Genomic DNA, 17,038 nt, shown 5'->3' on the forward strand with positions numbered 1-17,038 from the left:
GGCCCGTCGCTGGTGGTCTGAACCAATCGTCGGTCAATAGAAGATAACGAACTTCGTACTTGCCCGAGCTGAACGAGTTGAGGTGCTGGTATTGTATGACAGTATCCAATGAATGAAGCCGACCAGCCCATGAATAGGCGCTAGTCGGCTTCGTTCTGTATTGCCGTAATTAACCCATTTTTACAACCTGCCCGGTTCGGGTCGATTCGTAGATAGCCTGGAAAAGCGCAACCACCTTACGGCCGTCTTCGCCCGTGACCAGGGGTGCCCTGTTTTCGTTGATCGCGTCGCGGAAGTCGGCAATTTGCAGCCCGAAGTAATACGACGTGGCATCGATTTGATTGAAAAAAGCGGTATCGTCGGCTACGAACTGCGCCAGCTGCGTTTCCTGCCCCGGAATGGTCCAGGTATCGTTGACGGGTGGTTCGGCAATACTCGACCGACCGGCAATGAACATGGCCCCGCCATCGGTCTGCACACCTACCGACGCGCCATTCTGGCCATGGATATGAACTTTGCCGTACAGACCCGGCTGCTGGCTATTGCTGACCACGATGTTGCCCAGTCCACCGTTTTTGAACTGCACAATAGCCAGCGCCGTATCGTCGACTTCGATATACGGGTGGTTGATGTTACGCCAGACCCCGTAAACCGATTCTACCTCGCCCATGTACCACAACAGCAGATCGAGCTGGTGCGGAGCCTGGTTGACCAGCACGCCCCCGCCCTCTCCGGCCCAGGTACCGCGCCAGGGGTCGCTGCGGTAGTAGGCCTCGTCGCGCCAGCCGTACATCTGCACTACCCCCAGCGCGGGGGTGCCAATCTGGCCGGCATCAATCGCCTGCCGAATCCGCTGGCAGGGCGCGTAGAACCGACGCTGGCTGATTACGCCCAGCTGCTTCCCATTGCGCCGGGCGGCTTCGAGCATGGCATCACTATCGGCCAGCGACGAAGCCAGGGGTTTCTCAACCAGCACGTGCGCCCCCGCATCGAGCGCGGCTACGGTAGGGTCGCGGTGGGCCGGGTGGGGTGTACAGACCAGACAGAGATCGATATTTTCGCGGTCGACCATGTCATAGATGTCCGAATAACCCGGTATGCCGTAGTGGTCGGCAAAGGCACGGGTTTTGGCGGGGGTGCGGCCGTAAATGGCGCATAATGTCGTATCGGGCGTTTGCAACACAGCTTTGGCGTGCAGATGGGCAACTTTACCCGGGCCAATAATGGCGATGCGAAGCGGATTAGGCATAGACTTATGAATACGTATGACCATGAAACGAGACGGTATCGGGTCATCTACTCAAAACCAGACAACAAACGACCCACCAGCCCCGCTTTCGAGCTAGCCAGGGCCGTGCCAGCCAGCCGCTCGCGCCGGCCCCGGGTCAGAAGCGAAGCCCGAACCGAATGTCGAAGCCCTCGGCCACGTTCAGTTTCGCTTTGAGGCCAACCCCCAGCAGATACCGGTTTTGCAGGGTATAGAGCAGCTGGTACCGCTGAAACACCCGCCCGTCCGGTATAGTAGCGGGCTGTACCAGGTTCCAGCCGAGGTGGGTAGCGAATGTATACTGCCCCAGCCAGAGTTCGTACCCGCCCAGCACGGCCAGCTGCCAGCTCTCCGGCCGGTCACCCGCCCGGCGGGCCTGCTGACGTACGTACCCGTCGTGAACCACCTCTACCCCACCCGACAGCGCGTTGAAGCGGCTAAGCCGGTAACCAGCGGTACCGGTCAGCCCCCAGAGCCAGGTGGCCTGTTCCGGAAAACGGATGGTTTGCGGCAGCGTGCGGACCGAGGCAAAGGGGGTTAGCCGCCCGGCGAACCGGCGGGTCAGCACCGGCCGACTCCATTGGCGCACGTCGGGGTACGGAAGCGGCTGCGGGGTGTACAGCATCCCGATGGCCAGGGTAGGAAAATTCATCCCCCGGTTGGGTTGCCGGGTTCCGCCGTTGGATATATGATTATAGCCAGCCGTTACGGACAGCGCCACCTGCGGCCCCAGCCGTCCGTACGCACTGGCCGACAGGGCCAGCAGGCCATTCAGCGGGGCGCCGAAGAAGGTGTTGCGGGGATTGCGGTCGGCGTCGTAGTAACGTGTTAACCAGGCCAGGCCGGCCGTAGCCCGTACGGAAAAAGAAAGCGGCTTCCCATACCGGATCTGCGGCTCGAAAAAAGCACCGGCGCCGTAGGTTCGTCCCAGCTCGGCCGGATTGCTGAACGTGACGTAGTTGGCATAGGCCCCCACCCGGGCAAAACAGTTACAGCGCTCGAAGGCGGCTCGTTGCAGGGCCGTTCGGCTGTAGGTGATCTCGACCCCCACCGGTCGCGTTTGGGCGATAGGCCGAAGGTCGGGGGCATGGGGAATAATAAATCCGGTATACAACTGAACGCCGATCTGTTTCTGTACCGAATCGGCGGGTGAGCTGGCCAAGAGGTGGCTTATCAACAGCAGAGCGTTCATAGGCTGTCAGTAACTTGACAATACGGGCTTGTCTGCCGGGTTACCCTCTGATCAGTCAGTATAACCGGCAGTATGTGAGGCCAAAGTAAAGGCAATTGCCGAACGACAGCAATCTGTTGATGACGTTTTTAGGGCGTAACCCGTCAGTAAACAGACGCAGCGGGTAGCTGCTCAGCCCTGGAGAAGGCCAGTCGATAGGTGGCTTCGAGTTGCGGTAGTTCGGCGCGCTTTCCCTGACGGCTCAGGGCCTGATGAAGGCCAACCAGCGACCAGCCGTTACCCGGATGATGAGCCAGGTCCTGCCGATAAACGGCTTCGGCTTCCGCCGGCTTGCGCATGCTGAGCAAATAAGCCCCTAAATACTGCCGGGCGGGCAGGGGCCAGTCACTGGGTTCGGTATAAATAAGCTGGTCTTCCCGTTCAATCGCCTGCCGGAGGCTGGCCACCGCCTGCTCAGAGCGGGCATCGGCAACGAGCAGGCTGGCCTCCAGGATATGATCCGCAATCTGCGCCACGGGCAGCGGAGCATTGAACGGGATACGTCGTCGGGTAAGCAGTGGGTCGGTTAGTCGCTCGCCCAGGGCCTGCCGTTCTTTGCGGGCTTCGGCGAGCTGACCGGTAGCCACCAGGGCCATACCCCGGGCAAAGTGATCCAGCAGACGGGCGTAGGCCCAGTCGGTATTGGGTCGGTCGGTGGCCAGTATCTCCTTCCATTTACCCAGCCTGACCAGCGTCAACGAAGGGAGCATGTACAGATACTGATCATAGGCATTCTGAGGAGTTGGCGAAACAGACTGGCGGCAGCGGAGGGCATCGCGCAGCCCGGTTTTATACATCCCCCCGGTCAGGGCGCAGTAGGTTTGTACGGCAAAATAATGGGGCGAATGTTTCACCAGACCCAGGTGTCTGGCCAACGAATCATACGTAATCAGGTTATCGTCGGCCAGGTCGTTGACGACGACACCCTGCTCAAAAAGCCCATTGCGCTGGTATTCATGACTGGCCATGTGCACCATGTGAGCTACGCCGGGAAGCTGGGTTTTGAGCCGCTCAGCACTGGCAAGGGCTACCTCCGGCTGGCGCGACGCTTCGGTAAGATGAATGTAATAATGCAGGGCAGCCGGATGATTCGGGTGTTTCTGGAGTACGTTCTGGGTAATGGCTATCACGTCAGGCGTCCAGGCTTTTGGCTCGCCCTGAGGAGTCCAGAAATCCCAGGCATGAATCAGCATGACCGCATCTACATATAGCATCGCCAGGTCAGGATCGTCGAACTCCGTCATGAGCTGCCGACTGGCCGATGCATAGGCCTGATTGAGCTGCTGACGCCGGGCATCGGTCGGGTCGGCCGAATAGCGGGTGTTCATCACCTCGATCATCCGCTTTTCTTTCGGATTGGCCCGGGTCGCCAGCTCGTTCATCCGGGCCAGCACCGAAGCCATGTCGGGCGGAACGGTATAGGTGTGGGCGGCATTGTAATAGGGACCTCCTGCCAGCGCCTGCCCCCACCAGGCCATCGGGCAGGCGGGGTCCAGCCGAGCCACCTCTTTGAACGAAGCCATGGCCTCCTTCATATGGTAACTATAATACATCGTCAGGCCCTGATCGAAGTAAAACTGCGCGCTATCTGTCCGTGTAGAAATCGGATACGAGTAGTTTCCCCAACCCGGCAGCGCCACCACGAACTTTCCGTTTGCCATCCGGTCGATACGGCTCCCTGCCGTGGCTCCGCAAAGGGCTATAGGGCTAACCTCTGCAGGAGAGCTATATCGCGGTGTGGTAAGACTGCCAAGCGCAGTTACCAGGAGTAACAGGGTCAGAATGAGCAAACCGGTTTTCATTGTTTCGATCAGTAAAGTGGATAAACCTCCGTACCCGCCCCGGTTGCCGGTCAGGCAAGCCCTCCGGGGTTTCCCAAAAGTGATAGTGATTGACTCATGTGCGACAGGTTTATGAACCGATTCGGGCGACCTTTGATCCGTGCATGATGGCAGGCCCGGTCCGGTTCACCCCTGCCAACGCTCCTCTCCCCCGTTCGTTGTTTCGCCCTACGCCCAGCCCGTTTACGGGTTAAATGAATCGCATGTCCCGTGTTTTTCCTCTTAACAACTACTTCGCCATGAAAACCATCTCTTTGCTCGCCGGCTGCCTGAGTCTCTTCAGCTCAATAGCCACCGCCCAGCTACCGGACCCGGTGCTATCGGCTGCTGCCGACAACGTAACTGCCGTCATGTCTCCCATGCCAGAGCCTGTACCGTATTCGCAATCGATGTCGCCATCGACCGACGAGTTCGTGCCTGTAACCAACGAACCGTTTTTCCCGGGCGGGCATCAGGCTCTGGAAGCGTACTTCCAGAATCCGGCGTTTTATCCGCATCAGGCCCAGCAGGCGGGTATCGAAGGAACGGTCCATGTCCGGTTTCGGGTAACGTCCACGGGTCATCTGACTGATCTCAAGGTCGTCAAATCACGCGGCTCCCTGCTGGACAGTGCCGCTCTTGAAGCCGTAGCGCTGATGCCCCGCTGGTATCCGGCCCATCGGTCAGGAATAGCCGTCTCCAGTGTTTATGTACTCCCGGTTACCTTTCGTGCTCAATGACGGGCGAAACGATCCGGTCAGCAAGGCCTCATCGGCGCCCGGCAACTAGGGCTTCAGCACGACCTTGATCAGTCCTTTCTCTTTGGCATATAACCGCCGGAACCAGTCGGCCCCTTCGGCGAGCGGTACTTCGGCGCTCAGAATAGCGTCGACGTTGATACGACCCGACGAAATCAGCGAAAGCGAGGCTTCGTACTCGCCATTGATGGCGCAGGAGCCCTGAAGCCGCAGCTGGCGCGTCACAACGGCCTGCAACGGAATCTCGACCGTGGGAGCCAGGTTACCGACGAGCGTAACCGTAGCGCCTTTGCGAACGCAGTCGATCGCCGTTTTTACGGTTGGGCCCGCCCCGACCACTTCAAACGACACATCGGCCCCGCGCCCGTTCGTCAGCGCCTGTACCTGCTGAGGTACGTCGGCCGATCTGGCATTTATGGTATGCGTAGCCCCGAGCGATTTGGCCAGCGCCAGCCGGTCGTCGTCCAGGTCGATGGCTATAATGGCCCCGCAGCCCGCCAGCCGGAGCGCCTGAATGACGAACAGCCCGATCATACCGGCGCCCACCACCACCGCCGAGTCGTTCACCTGAACGGGTGTCAGGCTCAGCGCATGGAGCGCGACGGCTACCGGCTCGACCAGCGCGGCCTGGGTGAAGGTAACGTTCTCTGGAATGGCGTACAGAATATGCTGCGGTACCGTCACGTACTCCGCAAAGGCACCCTGCCGCTTGAACTCGGGCGTCGACACCCCTACCACTTCTCGGCCATCGCTGAGGTTATACATGCCGCGTCGGCTGTACCAGTCGTCGAGGGCATATACGGTCGAGTCGAAGGTAACCCGGTCGCCGGTGGCCCAGCCGCGTACGTCGGCGCCCACTTCGGCAATGATGCCGCTGGCTTCGTGGCCCATCACGATGGGCGGAATCCGACGGCCGCTGCTGCCATCCATACCGTGTACATCGGACCCGCAGATGCCGACGGCCTGTACCCGAACAAGTACTTCGCTGGCACCGGGTGTTGGTTTAGCCACATCCTGTAGCTCAAACTGATTGTATTCTGTAAGAACGAGCGCGCGCATATTTGTCTTTGTTTACAGAGACGCAACCGCAGGCAGATCGGCCCTCACGTCTCCCCATCTGAATGTTTCTATAGCAATCTGCCGGCGACGGTTTTGTAATCCGCAGGTATTGTTTTCCCGAGCCGTACAGCCGCTGTTTTATTTCTGATAAATCTTCACGAAGGCCTCAGCCGGTATCTGATCAAACGAACCACTGGCCAGATTCGGGTTGATTTCGTAGGTTATAACATCGTCCATCGTATCGGGGGTTTCGCCGAACAGTTTACCGGCACTGGCATTGGTGTATTTTTTCTTTACCCAGACCAGCCGGTGTTCAGGCTCTTTACCCCAGGCTGGATTGTCGCCCAGAACGAGCTGAATTTTGGCCCAGTCGCTGAAAAAATATTCCTGCAACAGCGGTATGATCCGGTCGCGGAACGCACTACATAACCCGGCCAGCGTTTCGACACCGGTCAGATAGGCATGTCCAATTTGATGATCGCGATCGAGCAGGTATTCGATTCGCTCGTTGATAGTACGCAGCAGCTGCGCTAGATCGACCCCGTCCACGACCGATAATACGGCCGGATCGGGCAACATCTCCCGGAACGCGAACCGACGGCGCAGCGCAATGTCGAGCAGCGCAATGGACCGGTCGGTGGTGTTCATCGTACCGATGATGTACAGATTGAGCGGCACGCCAAACCGCTCCTGCGAGTAGGGCAGCGTGAGCCACAGTTCCTGGTCCGCGCCGAGCCGTTTGTCGGTCTCGAGCAGCGTGATCAGATCCCCGAACACGCTGGCTACATTGGCCCGGTTCACCTCATCGATGAGCAGATAATGGGCCGGGGCCCGTTGCAGGCGCTGCCGACGGTTGTCGGGCGTATCGTTCAGGCAGTCGGCCAGCGTAGCGTAGCCAGCCTGCTGAATAGCCGACAGACAGGCTTTGTAAAAAATACCCTTCCGGATCCGGTAGCTGATCTGCGAACCAACAATTTCGGGCCGGATACCTTCGATGAACTCTTCGTAGCTGTACGACGGATGAAAGGTGATCAGGCTCGACGTCCCCCTCTCCAGATACGGTTGCAGGGCAAACGTTTTGCCGGTGCCGGGCGGACCGAATAGAATCAGGTTATGGGGCTGGCGGCTGCGCTGATCATCCGGTTCATAAGCCGGTTCCGGCTCTTCGACCGCCTGGCCATTCAGCATCCGTTCGCCCAGGGTCGGGTCGTCGGCCAGCCGGAGCAGGTCGCTGAGCTGCGCTTCGTCTTCGGCCGCGATGTAGATGTCGGGATTGTGCCGAACGGCGTGGGGGCCGCGTTTGCTGGTTTCAACGAGTTCGAGCAGGCAGTCTTCCCAGCAGGTCCGCAACGTCGGGTTAGTAATCAGGTGTACGTTAGACTGCCCGATAAGTACGGCCAGGTAATCCGACTTTTCGGTCAGCGGCTCAAACACCAGCTCTTCGATGCGTTTGAGCCGGTCGCGACACGATTTCTTAACGGTCAGGTGGTACTCGACCTCACCCCGGCGGGGTTTCTGGATGCGCAGTGCCTGAAAAAAGTTAACGTCGGCCGAGATAGCCGCCTTCTCGCGCCGAACCGAAAAAGCCAGTCGCGCATCGCCATTGGGCAGGTTGACAATATCGATCAGGTCCTTCAGCAACCCGAAGAACCGACGTACGGCTTCGGGATGCCCGATGTCGCGGATGCGGTCAATAAGGGCCTGCTGTTGGGTTTCGGCGATCATATGCGGTCAGAATTGCGAAACTACGACTTTTCAACGTGTCAATATTGATTAACCTATGTGTTCAATGTACTTTTACCTACGCTTTTCCAACGAAATATGCCTCCTAAATCTATACAAACCCTGGTTTGCCTGCTCGGTTTACTCATCGGGCTTTTGGCCTGTAAAAAAGACCCTTCTCCCCAGTCCGAAACCTGCCGCCTGACCAGCACTAGTGACCAGCTCCTGGAAAGCAACGGCACCCTGACCGACCTGGTGTCGCGCACCTTTGCTTATACCAACGGCACCCTGACCGAAATAACCGAACAGTCGACCACCGTACAGGGCCGTTTTCTGCTGGAACGGAGCAACAGCCGGGTCGAGCGCGTCAGCCGGGATACTAACGACGAACTGGTGCTGACCTATGCAGCAACGGCTACGCAACCGCTCAGCGCCACGTTCAGCCGCAATGGGGTATCTTATTCAACCTTCGACATGACGTATACGGGAGCGGGTATGATGGCGAGTATTACCGAGCGCCGGCAGGTGTTGCCCAACAATTCGCTCACCCTCGAACGGAGCTATACCTTCACCTACGATCAGGCCGGCAACCTGATTACGGAACGCAACCGCTCTACGCTGGTTGGCGGGGCTACGCCTGAGCAGGAAACAGACTATACAACCGGCCCCAATGCGTCGCCCTATCATTACCTCCCCGAACGGGCGGTGCTGACGCTCATCGCCATGACGCTGGGTGCCGACTCGGCACCGGGTCGGTTCTGGCACCTGAAAACACCGGCAGAATACAAGCTGTACAGCCTGACCAACGGCGTTCGGGGTAGTCTGCGCGAATCGGCTACCAATGCACCCACCTACGATAACGCGGGCAAGCTCCTGGTGCAGGAACAAACGTCGCTGCTGTACCAGGCCAGCAACCCGAACCCGATTACCCGAAAAAACCGCCAGGCCTACACCTACGCCTGCGAGTAGACAGCTTCAGGCCAGATAACTTCCGATACTGACCACGTCGGCGAAGACGCCAGCAGCCGTCACTCGTGAACGATAAAGTCTTCGTTTGTTAGTTCAATGAACGTGTGCTGCGCAAACAAGGTATCTATTGCCGCTATTGTTTGCCGAAAGAGGTCGAGCAACTTCCGATTCTTTATATTACCGGTGGTTACCAACAGCAGTTGGGGCGGCTTTTTGAAGAGCAAATAACTATCCTGAAAGTCGGTGTCTTTCGTGATTACAATTCGATTTTGGCGAGTTGCCAGTTCACGAATGACGCTATCGCTGGTTTCATCTTTATCAGGCAGATCGTCTGTATGAATCACATCGTAGCCTTTCTCCCGCAGCACGTCGGCCAGCAAATACGGCAGTTGCGCATCTACCAGATAGATCATGCCAGCACTCGATGAATGCTCTTGATGCGTGTCAGCCGGCTTGCGTATACTAAGCACGCCCGAATATCGTCTTCTTCCAGCGATGGATAATCAGCCAGAATTTCGGACTGAGTCATGCCCGCCGACAGCAGGTCCAGAATCAGCTCAACAGGATACCGTTTGTTACGGATCGTTGGCTTTCCATGACAAATCTCCGGATTGAGCGTTATTCGCTGAAGCAGCTCATTTTCCATGCTATCTTTTTTTATCGATAACGCAAGTTACGCCAAATAGCTTCCGATACTGACCACATCGGCGAAGACGCCCGCAGCCGTCACTTCGGCGCCGGCACCGGGGCCTTTTACGACCAGCGGCCGCTCTTTGTAGCGCTCGGTGGTGAACGATACAATATTGTCGGCGCCGGTCAGCTGATAGAACGGATGCTCCGGCCCTACCGACCGCAGCTCGATAACGGCTTTATTGTTCTCGAAGGCCGCCACGAAACGCAGTTTCTCGCCCCGCGCTTCGGCCTGGGTCAGCAGGTTTTCGAAATAGTCGTTGTTGCGCTCCAGCTCCTCGAAAAAGGCCGGAATGGTAGGCGCATCCAGGCAGGCTTTCGGCAGCAGGTTGTTGATCGTAACGTCGTCGGGTTCCAGCGGAAAACCGGCCTCCCGGGCCAGGATCAGGATTTTCCGGGCTACGTCCTGCCCGCTCAGATCGTCGCGGGGGTCGGGTTCGGTATAGCCTTTCTCTTTCGCTTCGCGCACCACATCGGCAAACGACAACCCGGGCCGGAAGGTGTTGAAAATAAACGACAGCGTACCCGACAGGATGGCTTCGATTTTCAAAAACCGGTCACCGGCCGTCATCAGCCCCTGAACGGTGTTGATGATGGGCAGACCCGCGCCAACATTGGTTTCGTAGAGAAACTTCACGCCCCGGTTCAGGGCCGTGCGCTGGAGCCGCCGGTACTCGCTATACGGCCCCGAGTTGGCCACTTTATTGGGCGTTACGACCGATATGTTGGCGTCGAGCAGCGATTCGTAGTGCTGAACAATGTCTTTGTCTGAGGTGCAGTCGATGAAGACCGAGTTGGGGAGGTTGTAATCCTTTATTTTCTCGATGAAGGCGGGCAGTGAGGTCGTTACGCCGTCGGTAAGCTGCCGTTCGTGCCACTCGTCGAGCTCGAGTCCTTTGACGTCGAGCAGCATCTTCTTGGTATTGGCCACGCCAACGACGCAGATGCGGAGCAGTTTCTCCTGCCTCAGGTAATCGGTCTGCGCGTGAATCTGGTTCAGCAGCGCTTTCCCGATCAGGCCCGTGCCGACCATGAACAAGTTCAGCATGCGGGCTTCGGACTGGAAGAAAATGTTGTGCAGGGCGTTGAGGGCTTTGGACAGGTTGTTCTTGTTGATCACGACCGAAATATTGATCTCCGACGATCCCTGCGCTACGGCCACGATATTGACCCCGTTTTTACCCAGCACCGAAAAAAGCTTACCCGCAATACCCGACGACTTCCGCATTCCTTCACCCACGGTGGCGATAACCGACAGCTCGCGCTCGATCGCGATGCTGTCGATATGGCCGTGCGCAATCTCGGTGGCAAATTCAGTGTCCAGAATCTGTTTGACCTGCTCGGCTCCGCGCGGGTCGATGGCGAAGCAGATCGAGTGTTCCGACGAGGCCTGCGAAATCAGAATAACGCTGATCTTATGGGTGGCCAGAATCCCGAACAGCTTGGCCGATACACCCGCCACGCCAATCATGCCCGAGCCCTGTACGTTGACCAGCGCAATATCATCGATGCTCGAGATACCCGTAATGGTGTACTGACGCCGTTCGGCCGTGCGACTGACCACCGTGCCTTCGTGCTCGGGATTAAACGTGTTGAGCACCCGGATCGGGATGTTGCGCGCAAAAGCCGGTTGCAGGCTGGGCGGATAAATCACCTTGGCCCCGAAATGGCTCAGCTCCATGGCTTCGGCGTAGGTGATGGTGGGTATGTTGAACGCGTTCGGCACCTTGCGCGGGTCGGCGGTCATCATGCCGTCAACGTCGGTCCAGATATCGATGAGGATGGCGTTCAGCGCGGCTCCGATGATGCTGGCCGTATAGTCAGACCCGCCCCGGCCCAGCGTGGTGGTTTCGTTTTTCTCCGTCGACCCGATAAAGCCGGTAACCAGCTGAATGTCGGTGGTTTTGGCGAAGTGATCCTGAATGAGCTGGTTGGTCAGCGTGTAGTTTACCTCGGCCTGGCCAAACTGCGCGTCGGTTTTGATGACCGTGCGGGCGTCCAGAAACTGCGCCGGTACCCCGCGGCTTTTCAGCGCTTCGGCAATGACGGTGGTCGACAGACGCTCGCCAAAACTGGTGATCAGGTCGTGCGTCCGCAGCGTCAGTTCCCGAATCAGCGAAACGCCCCGCAGCAGATCTTCCAGCTCATTGATGATACCGCGAACATGGGCAAACACTTTACCCTGTTCCTTAACTGGAATCAGCGCTTTCACTACATTGAAATGCCGGTCTTCGATGCGCCGAACCAGCTCCATATAGTCCGTATCGCCGGTAGTGGCCATCCGGCCAATCTCGATAAGCTGGTTGGTGACACCCCCCATAGCCGAGAAGACAACCGCAATCGAATTGCCCTGCTGGCGGTGCTGTTCAATAATCTGAAGAACCTGTTTGATGCTCTCGACCGAGCCAACCGACGTACCGCCGAACTTGAGAACCTGCATTTTTTACAATGAGCGATTAAGTGATTGAGCGACTGAGCGATTCTGAGTATCGCTGCTCACTAATTTCTGGAAGCCGTTGATGAGGGTAATTGGGGGAGCAAATATAAGCAAAACTCCGGGCGGGCGGGTTGCCCAGCCGTGTACATGCAAAAACCCGGCCTGTTTTCGTAGAGGCCGGGCTTATTGGCTCGTGGAGTCAGGCGCGGGCGGGCTGCATGGCCTGGGGCTGCTCGTCGTCTTCGTCGGTGGGCTGGTCCGCTTCGATGCGATCGGTATATTTTCGGGCATCGTCGGGCAGGCGCATCGTCCACCAGAGCACAACCAGCGAACTCAGCGCGCAAAAGATAAACGGAGCGATCATGCTTACCCCCGATAATAAACTATTCACCAGCGCCGTCACGAAACTGGCCACTCCGCCCAGCGCCTGAATGTTACCGAAGACCTCGCCCTGCCCCCCCCCTTCTTTGGTTACGACCGAAAGCATGGCCCCGATCAGGCCACCGATGAGCGATACCACCACGGCGTCGATACCGGCAATGATGTACAGCAGCGTTACCGACGATTCGGAGAACATGTAGCCGATCTGCAACAGAACACTGGTACCTACGATGAAAAAGATGGCCTTGCGCTTATTGATGCGGTGGACGATGTACTCGAAGAAAATGTAGTTGGAGATAAACGCCAGCAGACCGAAATACGTAAAGAAATAGGCCGTATCGAGCGGACCCATGTTTAGATCACTCTGGGTCAGAAAAGCCAGAAAAAACGCGTAATAACCGAAACCGAGGGTAGCCAGCATGTTCAGGATGAAGAGCGGCTTGATACCCGGCACCTCTTTCTCCGACTCGTCGAGCTGGCGCCAGAGCGTAATGACTTTCAGCGCGTTGAGGGCTTTGGTGGCAATGGCTTTGAATTCGGGCTTCTCCTGACCGGCTTCGTCGTTGGTCTCTTTGAAGCAGAGGGCCAGCCCGATATTCAGCACCCCCAGCGCGGTCAGTACGATAACGGTTGGCATGGCATCGATACGAGCCTCGGGCGACAGGTACAGCAAAATAGCCGTTACCATACCCCCTACCGCCGAGCCGGCACCAACCATAAAACTCAGCACCCCCGACCAGTTCAGCAGTTTCTCTTTCGGCGCAATATCGGCCACCGCCGACCGCATCACAGCGTACAGACCGTTCGTGCCGCCTTTCATGGATCGGTTTACGATATATCCCCAGGATTTCAGGGGCCATAGAAACAGGGTGGATATCAACGATGTAATCGTAACCGCAATCGCCACCGGCCGCCGACCGGCCTTGTCGGACCAGTGACCGATAGCCGGCGACAGCGCCAGCTGAATGCCCAGCATCAGCGCGGTTCCGCCCGTCAGCATCATCGGCTTCAGGGGCAGGGCCACTACGTATTTGGTGATCAGCGCACCCAGACCGTTGGCAGCAACGACATCAACAAAAACAATCGCAAAAATGAGCAGGAGTCGACGGTTTTTCAGCATAATCAGGCAGTCGACTACCGGTAAAAACAGCCAACGCCATACACTACTAATTGAGTAGGCTAATTGATTTGAAACATAGCTGTATTAATCCATATTTACCTAAAAGTTACATAAGTCATTCAGATAGTACCAGATTCGCTGCGTTCCCTGCCGCTTGCAGATAGGGACCCGTCTTCAAACAGGCCCTAAAACGGCTACTTACCCGCCGGTGTGTATTTTTTTAAATTTTTTCCCGCTTGTAAATCCGAAGTACAAACCCAAGCGTATGTACAGGTGCAGTCATAAGCTGGCTGATCTTCGTCCAGCCAATTCAGGTGTAGTTACACACGCCCTGGTAATAACCGAACGTTGGTTTTTGGCCGTAGCCAGACCCGTTTTCGGTATATGAGACTAACGTAATAGGGAAGTTAGTTTGAGGAGCCGGGTAACCGGCAGCGTATTGAAAGGCATCGGGGTATCCCTGGTGCCTTTTTTATGTTTTCGGGTTCGCCAGTTTTTTTGTTGCTTGCGTCCCGGTTTCATTATCTGAAGGCTTCTATGCGGGTTGTGCGTATTATTCTGCGAATCATTCTGGGTCTGGTTCTGCTTGTGGTGTTTATACTGGCCATCGGCCTGGTTCCGGTCGATGATACGCCTTACCGGCAGATGCCCTACTATACGCAGACCCGGCAGCGGCTGGCTCAGCTCCCTGCGCCCGCCCCGGCCAGAACCGCGATCCGGGCGGGCTGGGCCAAAGCCAACATTACCCCACCCTATACCACCCCCACCGGCGGCTACGGCGAACGGCGCGGCCGTCACTGGCGGGTGGTGAGCGACTCGATTTACGCCCGCGCCATCGTTCTCGATAACGGCAGCAACCGCGTGGCCATTGTAGCGCTGGATCTGCTCATTACGCCCCCTACGGTGGTGGAACAGCTCAAAAAACGCTTACCCGAGGTCGGGCTGCGCTGGGAGAATATCTATACAGGGGCTATTCACTCCCACAACAGCGTAGGTGGCTGGGCGCCGGGGCTGGTGGGTCAGTTAATCGCCGGGGGGTATGACGAAAAGCTGGTCGGCCGAATCACCGACGGTGTTCTTACAGCCATTCGACAGGCGCAGGCCAGTCTGGCCCCCGTACAGATCGGCTACGGCCAGACCGACGCCACGGACCATATCTACAACCGCATCGGTTTCTCGGGACCAACGGGTCCGCTCGATGGGGCCATCCGGCTCGTGAAGCTGCAAAAAGCCGACGGCACCTCGGCCCTGCTGTGTTCCTTTGCGGGCCACGCGACCCTCTTCAACGGCGACAATGGCGATTACCTCAGCCGCGATTATCCGGGCTCCCTGGTCGACCGGCTGGAGAAGAAGGCAGCTACGTTTGCCCTGTTTCTGGCCGGACCGGTCGGCAGTACGGGTCCGCAGGCACGCGGCACCACCGATTTTCAGGAGATTCGTAATTATGCCGGTGATCTGGCCCTGCGCATCGAGCGTACCGTTCCTGCCATCCAGTCCCGCTCTGACTCGACGCTGGCGCTGCTGACGCTCCCACTCGGTTTGCGCGAACCGCACCCCCGTATCATCGGCAACTGGCGCGTGCGGCCGTGGCTCTTCTACGCCCTCTACGGCGACTACCCATCCGACCTGAAAGCGCTGCGGATCGGCCCAACCGTACTCGTCAGCACCCCCTGCGATTTCTCGGGCGAACTGGCTGCGGAACTACAGCCCGTGGCCCGTCGGAAGGGCCTCAACCTGCTCGTTACCAGCTTCAACGGCGGCTACATCGGCTACGTCACGCCCGACCGGTATTACAACCGAACGACCTACGAAACCCGCGACATGAACTGGTTTGGCCCGTATAACGGCGACTACTTCAAAGAAATGATGACGGGACTGATCCAAAAAGCGGACTAACGAAGCCGACGAGTCAGCGAACCAATCCGTTGCTGGCCTTCAGACCAATAACCTTATGAATCAACGTCTTGTCCATATGGCCCTCGTTGTTGCCGATTACGACGACGCCATCCGGTTTTATACCGAGCAACTAAATTTTGTACTGCTGGAAGATACGCCCCTGAGCGAAACCAAACGCTGGGTGCGGGTAGCTCCGCCCGGCAGCGGTTCCTGCGCCCTGCTGCTGGCCAAAGCCGATACCGACGAGCAGCTGAGCCGCGTCGGTAACCAGACCGGCGGCCGGGTTTTCCTGTTTCTCCATACCGATGATTTCTGGCGCGACTACCATGCCATGACGGCCCGGGGCGTCCGTTTTGTTCGCCCGCCCGATACCATGCCCTACGGCACCGTCGCCGTTTTTGAGGACCTGTACGGTAATCTGTGGGATCTGATCGAGCCCGTAGCCTGACAGCCGCCTGGCCCAACCGGTTGGCTAGCTCGTTGGCTTATCGGGCACCGGGGCCGACGCATGATAGTCGGCGTAAATACGGTGCATGTAGTCGTCGAGCAGGGTCTGAATCCGCGATCGGTCTTCGGTACGGATAATGAGCCCGACATGGTATTCCTTGTTGATACGCCACCAGACCTCTTCGTCGGCAAAACCCGACAGATCGGGCCACTGCTGGCGGGCCAGCGACACGATCAGACCCGCATGGCGGGGCTCATCGACAGGCGGCACGTAATGCTCGTGGCGGGCCATGGCCGTTTCGAGTTTGGCCCACTCGCGCCAGAGGTTCACGCCCGAAGCCGCTTCTACCATCTCGGCAATGTGTGCGCCCCCCACCCGGCTGGCCGTTTCCAGAAAATACAGTTCGCCGTCGTGATCGCCCCGGATGTACTCCGAGTGCGACGCGCTGTAGCGCATACCAAACGCTTCCAGCACCGAATTGTTGATGTCGTACAGGGCCTGGGTGTCGGGGGCCTCGTTGGGCAGGGTCATGGTGCGAAATACTCCGCCCCCGTGCGCTACCTCCATCGGCGTAGCCAGGTACTGGCTGGCGCGGCTGAACATGGCCCGCCCTTCTACCGACAGTGAATCGACGTGATATACCCGACCTGGTCTGAACTGCTCGATCAGGTAGTTATGCCGGTTGTTGCCCAGCGTATGAATCACCTGCCAGGCTTCGTCCAGCGAGTGCACTTTCCGGATACCGGTGGTCGAGGCTTCGGCGCGCGGTTTGATGAGCCAGGGGCCTTCGGTGGTTTGCAGAAACTGCGTAACGGTTTCATCATGAAAGATGGCGCTGAAGGCCGGCACCCGGATGCCGGCCGCCTGCGCCCGCATCCGCATGGCCAGCTTGTCGCGGAAGTAGCGCGCCGTTGTCTGGCCCATCCCGTCGATCCGAAACGTTTCCCGGATAAGCGCGGCTTTCTCGACGTCGAAATCATCCAGCGCTACGACCCGGTCGATCCGGCGCGCCCGCATCGCATGGGCCAGCCCCATCAGCATATTGTCCAGATCGGCCGTGGCATTACTCGGCGACGGCAGAAAAAAGAACTCGTCGATGGCCTCGCGGGGCCAGGCGTCGTGTTCAAGCTTCTGATCGGTGAGCAGATAAACGGTATTGCCCAGCTCCTTACAGGCCCGCATAAACTCCTGTCCTTTGAAGTAGGTAGCAATGCAAAGAAACGATAGCTGACTCATGGCG

General features: G+C 57.9%; 14 protein-coding genes. 4 read left to right on the forward strand and 10 right to left on the reverse strand.

Going from position 1 to position 17,038, the window contains the following annotated elements; all coding sequences use genetic code 11:
- Positions 1-169: 169 nt before the first annotated feature.
- The 3 genes from B1C80_RS12675 to B1C80_RS12685 all read right to left on the reverse strand — a co-directional run bounded on the left by B1C80_RS12675 (position 170) and on the right by B1C80_RS12685 (position 4,159).
- A complete protein-coding gene (locus B1C80_RS12675) occupies positions 170-1,249 on the reverse strand; it encodes a Gfo/Idh/MocA family protein (RefSeq protein WP_077921464.1) in 1,080 nt (359 codons plus the stop codon).
- 136 nt (positions 1,250-1,385) lie between these two features.
- Entirely contained in the window at positions 1,386-2,459 is a 1,074-nt protein-coding gene (locus B1C80_RS12680) for an acyloxyacyl hydrolase (RefSeq protein ID WP_077921466.1), read from the reverse strand.
- A gap of 143 nt (positions 2,460-2,602) precedes the next feature.
- Positions 2,603-4,159, reverse strand: coding sequence for a hypothetical protein (locus B1C80_RS12685; protein ID WP_236648749.1), 1,557 nt, complete (start codon positions 4,157-4,159; stop codon positions 2,603-2,605).
- A 419-nt stretch (positions 4,160-4,578) separates the two neighbouring features.
- Here B1C80_RS12685 and B1C80_RS12690 point away from each other — a divergent pair, with 419 nt between their 5' ends.
- Entirely contained in the window at positions 4,579-5,058 is a 480-nt protein-coding gene (locus tag B1C80_RS12690; protein ID WP_161492755.1) for an energy transducer TonB, read from the forward strand.
- 45 nt (positions 5,059-5,103) lie between these two features.
- Here B1C80_RS12690 and B1C80_RS12695 read toward each other — a convergent pair whose 3' ends face one another.
- Together B1C80_RS12695 and B1C80_RS12700 are read right to left on the reverse strand one after the other, a co-directional pair.
- Complete coding sequence (locus tag B1C80_RS12695; RefSeq protein ID WP_077921470.1) at positions 5,104-6,135, reverse strand: galactitol-1-phosphate 5-dehydrogenase; 1,032 nt, start codon at positions 6,133-6,135, stop codon at positions 5,104-5,106.
- A gap of 138 nt (positions 6,136-6,273) precedes the next feature.
- Positions 6,274-7,860, reverse strand: coding sequence for an McrB family protein (locus B1C80_RS12700; protein ID WP_077921471.1), 1,587 nt, complete (start codon positions 7,858-7,860; stop codon positions 6,274-6,276).
- 96 nt (positions 7,861-7,956) lie between these two features.
- Here B1C80_RS12700 and B1C80_RS12705 point away from each other — a divergent pair, with 96 nt between their 5' ends.
- Entirely contained in the window at positions 7,957-8,826 is an 870-nt protein-coding gene (locus tag B1C80_RS12705) for a hypothetical protein (RefSeq protein ID WP_139361647.1), read from the forward strand.
- Positions 8,827-8,885: 59 nt separating this feature from the next.
- Here the strand turns inward: B1C80_RS12705 and B1C80_RS12710 are convergent, their stop codons facing one another.
- The 4 genes from B1C80_RS12710 to B1C80_RS12725 all read right to left on the reverse strand — a co-directional run bounded on the left by B1C80_RS12710 (position 8,886) and on the right by B1C80_RS12725 (position 13,454).
- Positions 8,886-9,239, reverse strand: a complete 354-nt coding sequence (locus tag B1C80_RS12710; protein ID WP_077921475.1) for a DUF5615 family PIN-like protein — start codon at positions 9,237-9,239, stop codon at positions 8,886-8,888.
- On the reverse strand, positions 9,236-9,472 hold the full coding sequence (locus B1C80_RS12715) for a DUF433 domain-containing protein (RefSeq protein ID WP_077921477.1): 237 nt from the start codon (positions 9,470-9,472) through the stop codon (positions 9,236-9,238). The genes B1C80_RS12710 and B1C80_RS12715 overlap by 4 nt, the downstream gene beginning before the upstream one ends.
- Positions 9,473-9,499: 27 nt before the next feature.
- Complete coding sequence (gene thrA, locus B1C80_RS12720; RefSeq protein ID WP_077921478.1) at positions 9,500-11,956, reverse strand: bifunctional aspartate kinase/homoserine dehydrogenase I; 2,457 nt, start codon at positions 11,954-11,956, stop codon at positions 9,500-9,502.
- A gap of 196 nt (positions 11,957-12,152) precedes the next feature.
- Complete coding sequence (locus B1C80_RS12725; RefSeq protein ID WP_077921480.1) at positions 12,153-13,454, reverse strand: MFS transporter; 1,302 nt, start codon at positions 13,452-13,454, stop codon at positions 12,153-12,155.
- A gap of 537 nt (positions 13,455-13,991) precedes the next feature.
- On the opposite strand from B1C80_RS12725, the gene B1C80_RS12730 reads away from it, so the two are divergent.
- The gene (locus B1C80_RS12730) at positions 13,992-15,350 is read left to right on the forward strand and encodes a neutral/alkaline non-lysosomal ceramidase N-terminal domain-containing protein (RefSeq protein ID WP_077921486.1); all 1,359 of its coding nucleotides are present in this window, start codon (positions 13,992-13,994) and stop codon (positions 15,348-15,350) included.
- A gap of 55 nt (positions 15,351-15,405) precedes the next feature.
- Positions 15,406-15,798 (forward strand): VOC family protein, encoded by a 393-nt coding sequence (locus tag B1C80_RS12735; RefSeq protein WP_077921487.1) that lies wholly within the window; start codon positions 15,406-15,408, stop codon positions 15,796-15,798.
- Positions 15,799-15,822: 24 nt separating this feature from the next.
- Here B1C80_RS12735 and B1C80_RS12740 read toward each other — a convergent pair whose 3' ends face one another.
- Positions 15,823-17,034, reverse strand: a complete 1,212-nt coding sequence (locus B1C80_RS12740) for an acetyl-CoA carboxylase biotin carboxylase subunit family protein (protein ID WP_077921489.1) — start codon at positions 17,032-17,034, stop codon at positions 15,823-15,825.
- Between the last annotated feature and the right edge of the window lie 4 nt (positions 17,035-17,038).

The sequence above is a fragment of the Spirosoma sp. 209 genome, assembly GCF_002006735.1.
Lineage (GTDB): Bacteria > Bacteroidota > Bacteroidia > Cytophagales > Spirosomataceae > Spirosoma > Spirosoma sordidisoli.

What these genes read in the sequence shown, in the direction of transcription:
- B1C80_RS12710 (WP_077921475.1), bottom strand. Translation starts at nt 9,239, where the DNA reads ATGATCTATCTGGTAGATGCGCAACTGCCGTATTTGCTGGCCGACGTG.
- B1C80_RS12740 (WP_077921489.1), bottom strand. Translation starts at nt 17,034, where the DNA reads ATGAGTCAGCTATCGTTTCTTTGCATTGCTACCTACTTCAAAGGACAG.
- B1C80_RS12735 (WP_077921487.1), top strand. Translation starts at nt 15,406, where the DNA reads ATGAATCAACGTCTTGTCCATATGGCCCTCGTTGTTGCCGATTACGAC.
- B1C80_RS12695 (WP_077921470.1), bottom strand. Translation starts at nt 6,135, where the DNA reads ATGCGCGCGCTCGTTCTTACAGAATACAATCAGTTTGAGCTACAGGAT.
- B1C80_RS12715 (WP_077921477.1), bottom strand. Translation starts at nt 9,472, where the DNA reads ATGGAAAATGAGCTGCTTCAGCGAATAACGCTCAATCCGGAGATTTGT.
- B1C80_RS12725 (WP_077921480.1), bottom strand. Translation starts at nt 13,454, where the DNA reads ATGCTGAAAAACCGTCGACTCCTGCTCATTTTTGCGATTGTTTTTGTT.
- B1C80_RS12705 (WP_139361647.1), top strand. Translation starts at nt 7,957, where the DNA reads ATGCCTCCTAAATCTATACAAACCCTGGTTTGCCTGCTCGGTTTACTC.
- B1C80_RS12685 (WP_236648749.1), bottom strand. Translation starts at nt 4,159, where the DNA reads ATGGCAAACGGAAAGTTCGTGGTGGCGCTGCCGGGTTGGGGAAACTAC.
- B1C80_RS12700 (WP_077921471.1), bottom strand. Translation starts at nt 7,860, where the DNA reads ATGATCGCCGAAACCCAACAGCAGGCCCTTATTGACCGCATCCGCGAC.
- B1C80_RS12680 (WP_077921466.1), bottom strand. Translation starts at nt 2,459, where the DNA reads ATGAACGCTCTGCTGTTGATAAGCCACCTCTTGGCCAGCTCACCCGCC.
- B1C80_RS12690 (WP_161492755.1), top strand. Translation starts at nt 4,579, where the DNA reads ATGAAAACCATCTCTTTGCTCGCCGGCTGCCTGAGTCTCTTCAGCTCA.
- thrA (WP_077921478.1), bottom strand. Translation starts at nt 11,956, where the DNA reads ATGCAGGTTCTCAAGTTCGGCGGTACGTCGGTTGGCTCGGTCGAGAGC.
- B1C80_RS12675 (WP_077921464.1), bottom strand. Translation starts at nt 1,249, where the DNA reads ATGCCTAATCCGCTTCGCATCGCCATTATTGGCCCGGGTAAAGTTGCC.
- B1C80_RS12730 (WP_077921486.1), top strand. Translation starts at nt 13,992, where the DNA reads ATGCGGGTTGTGCGTATTATTCTGCGAATCATTCTGGGTCTGGTTCTG.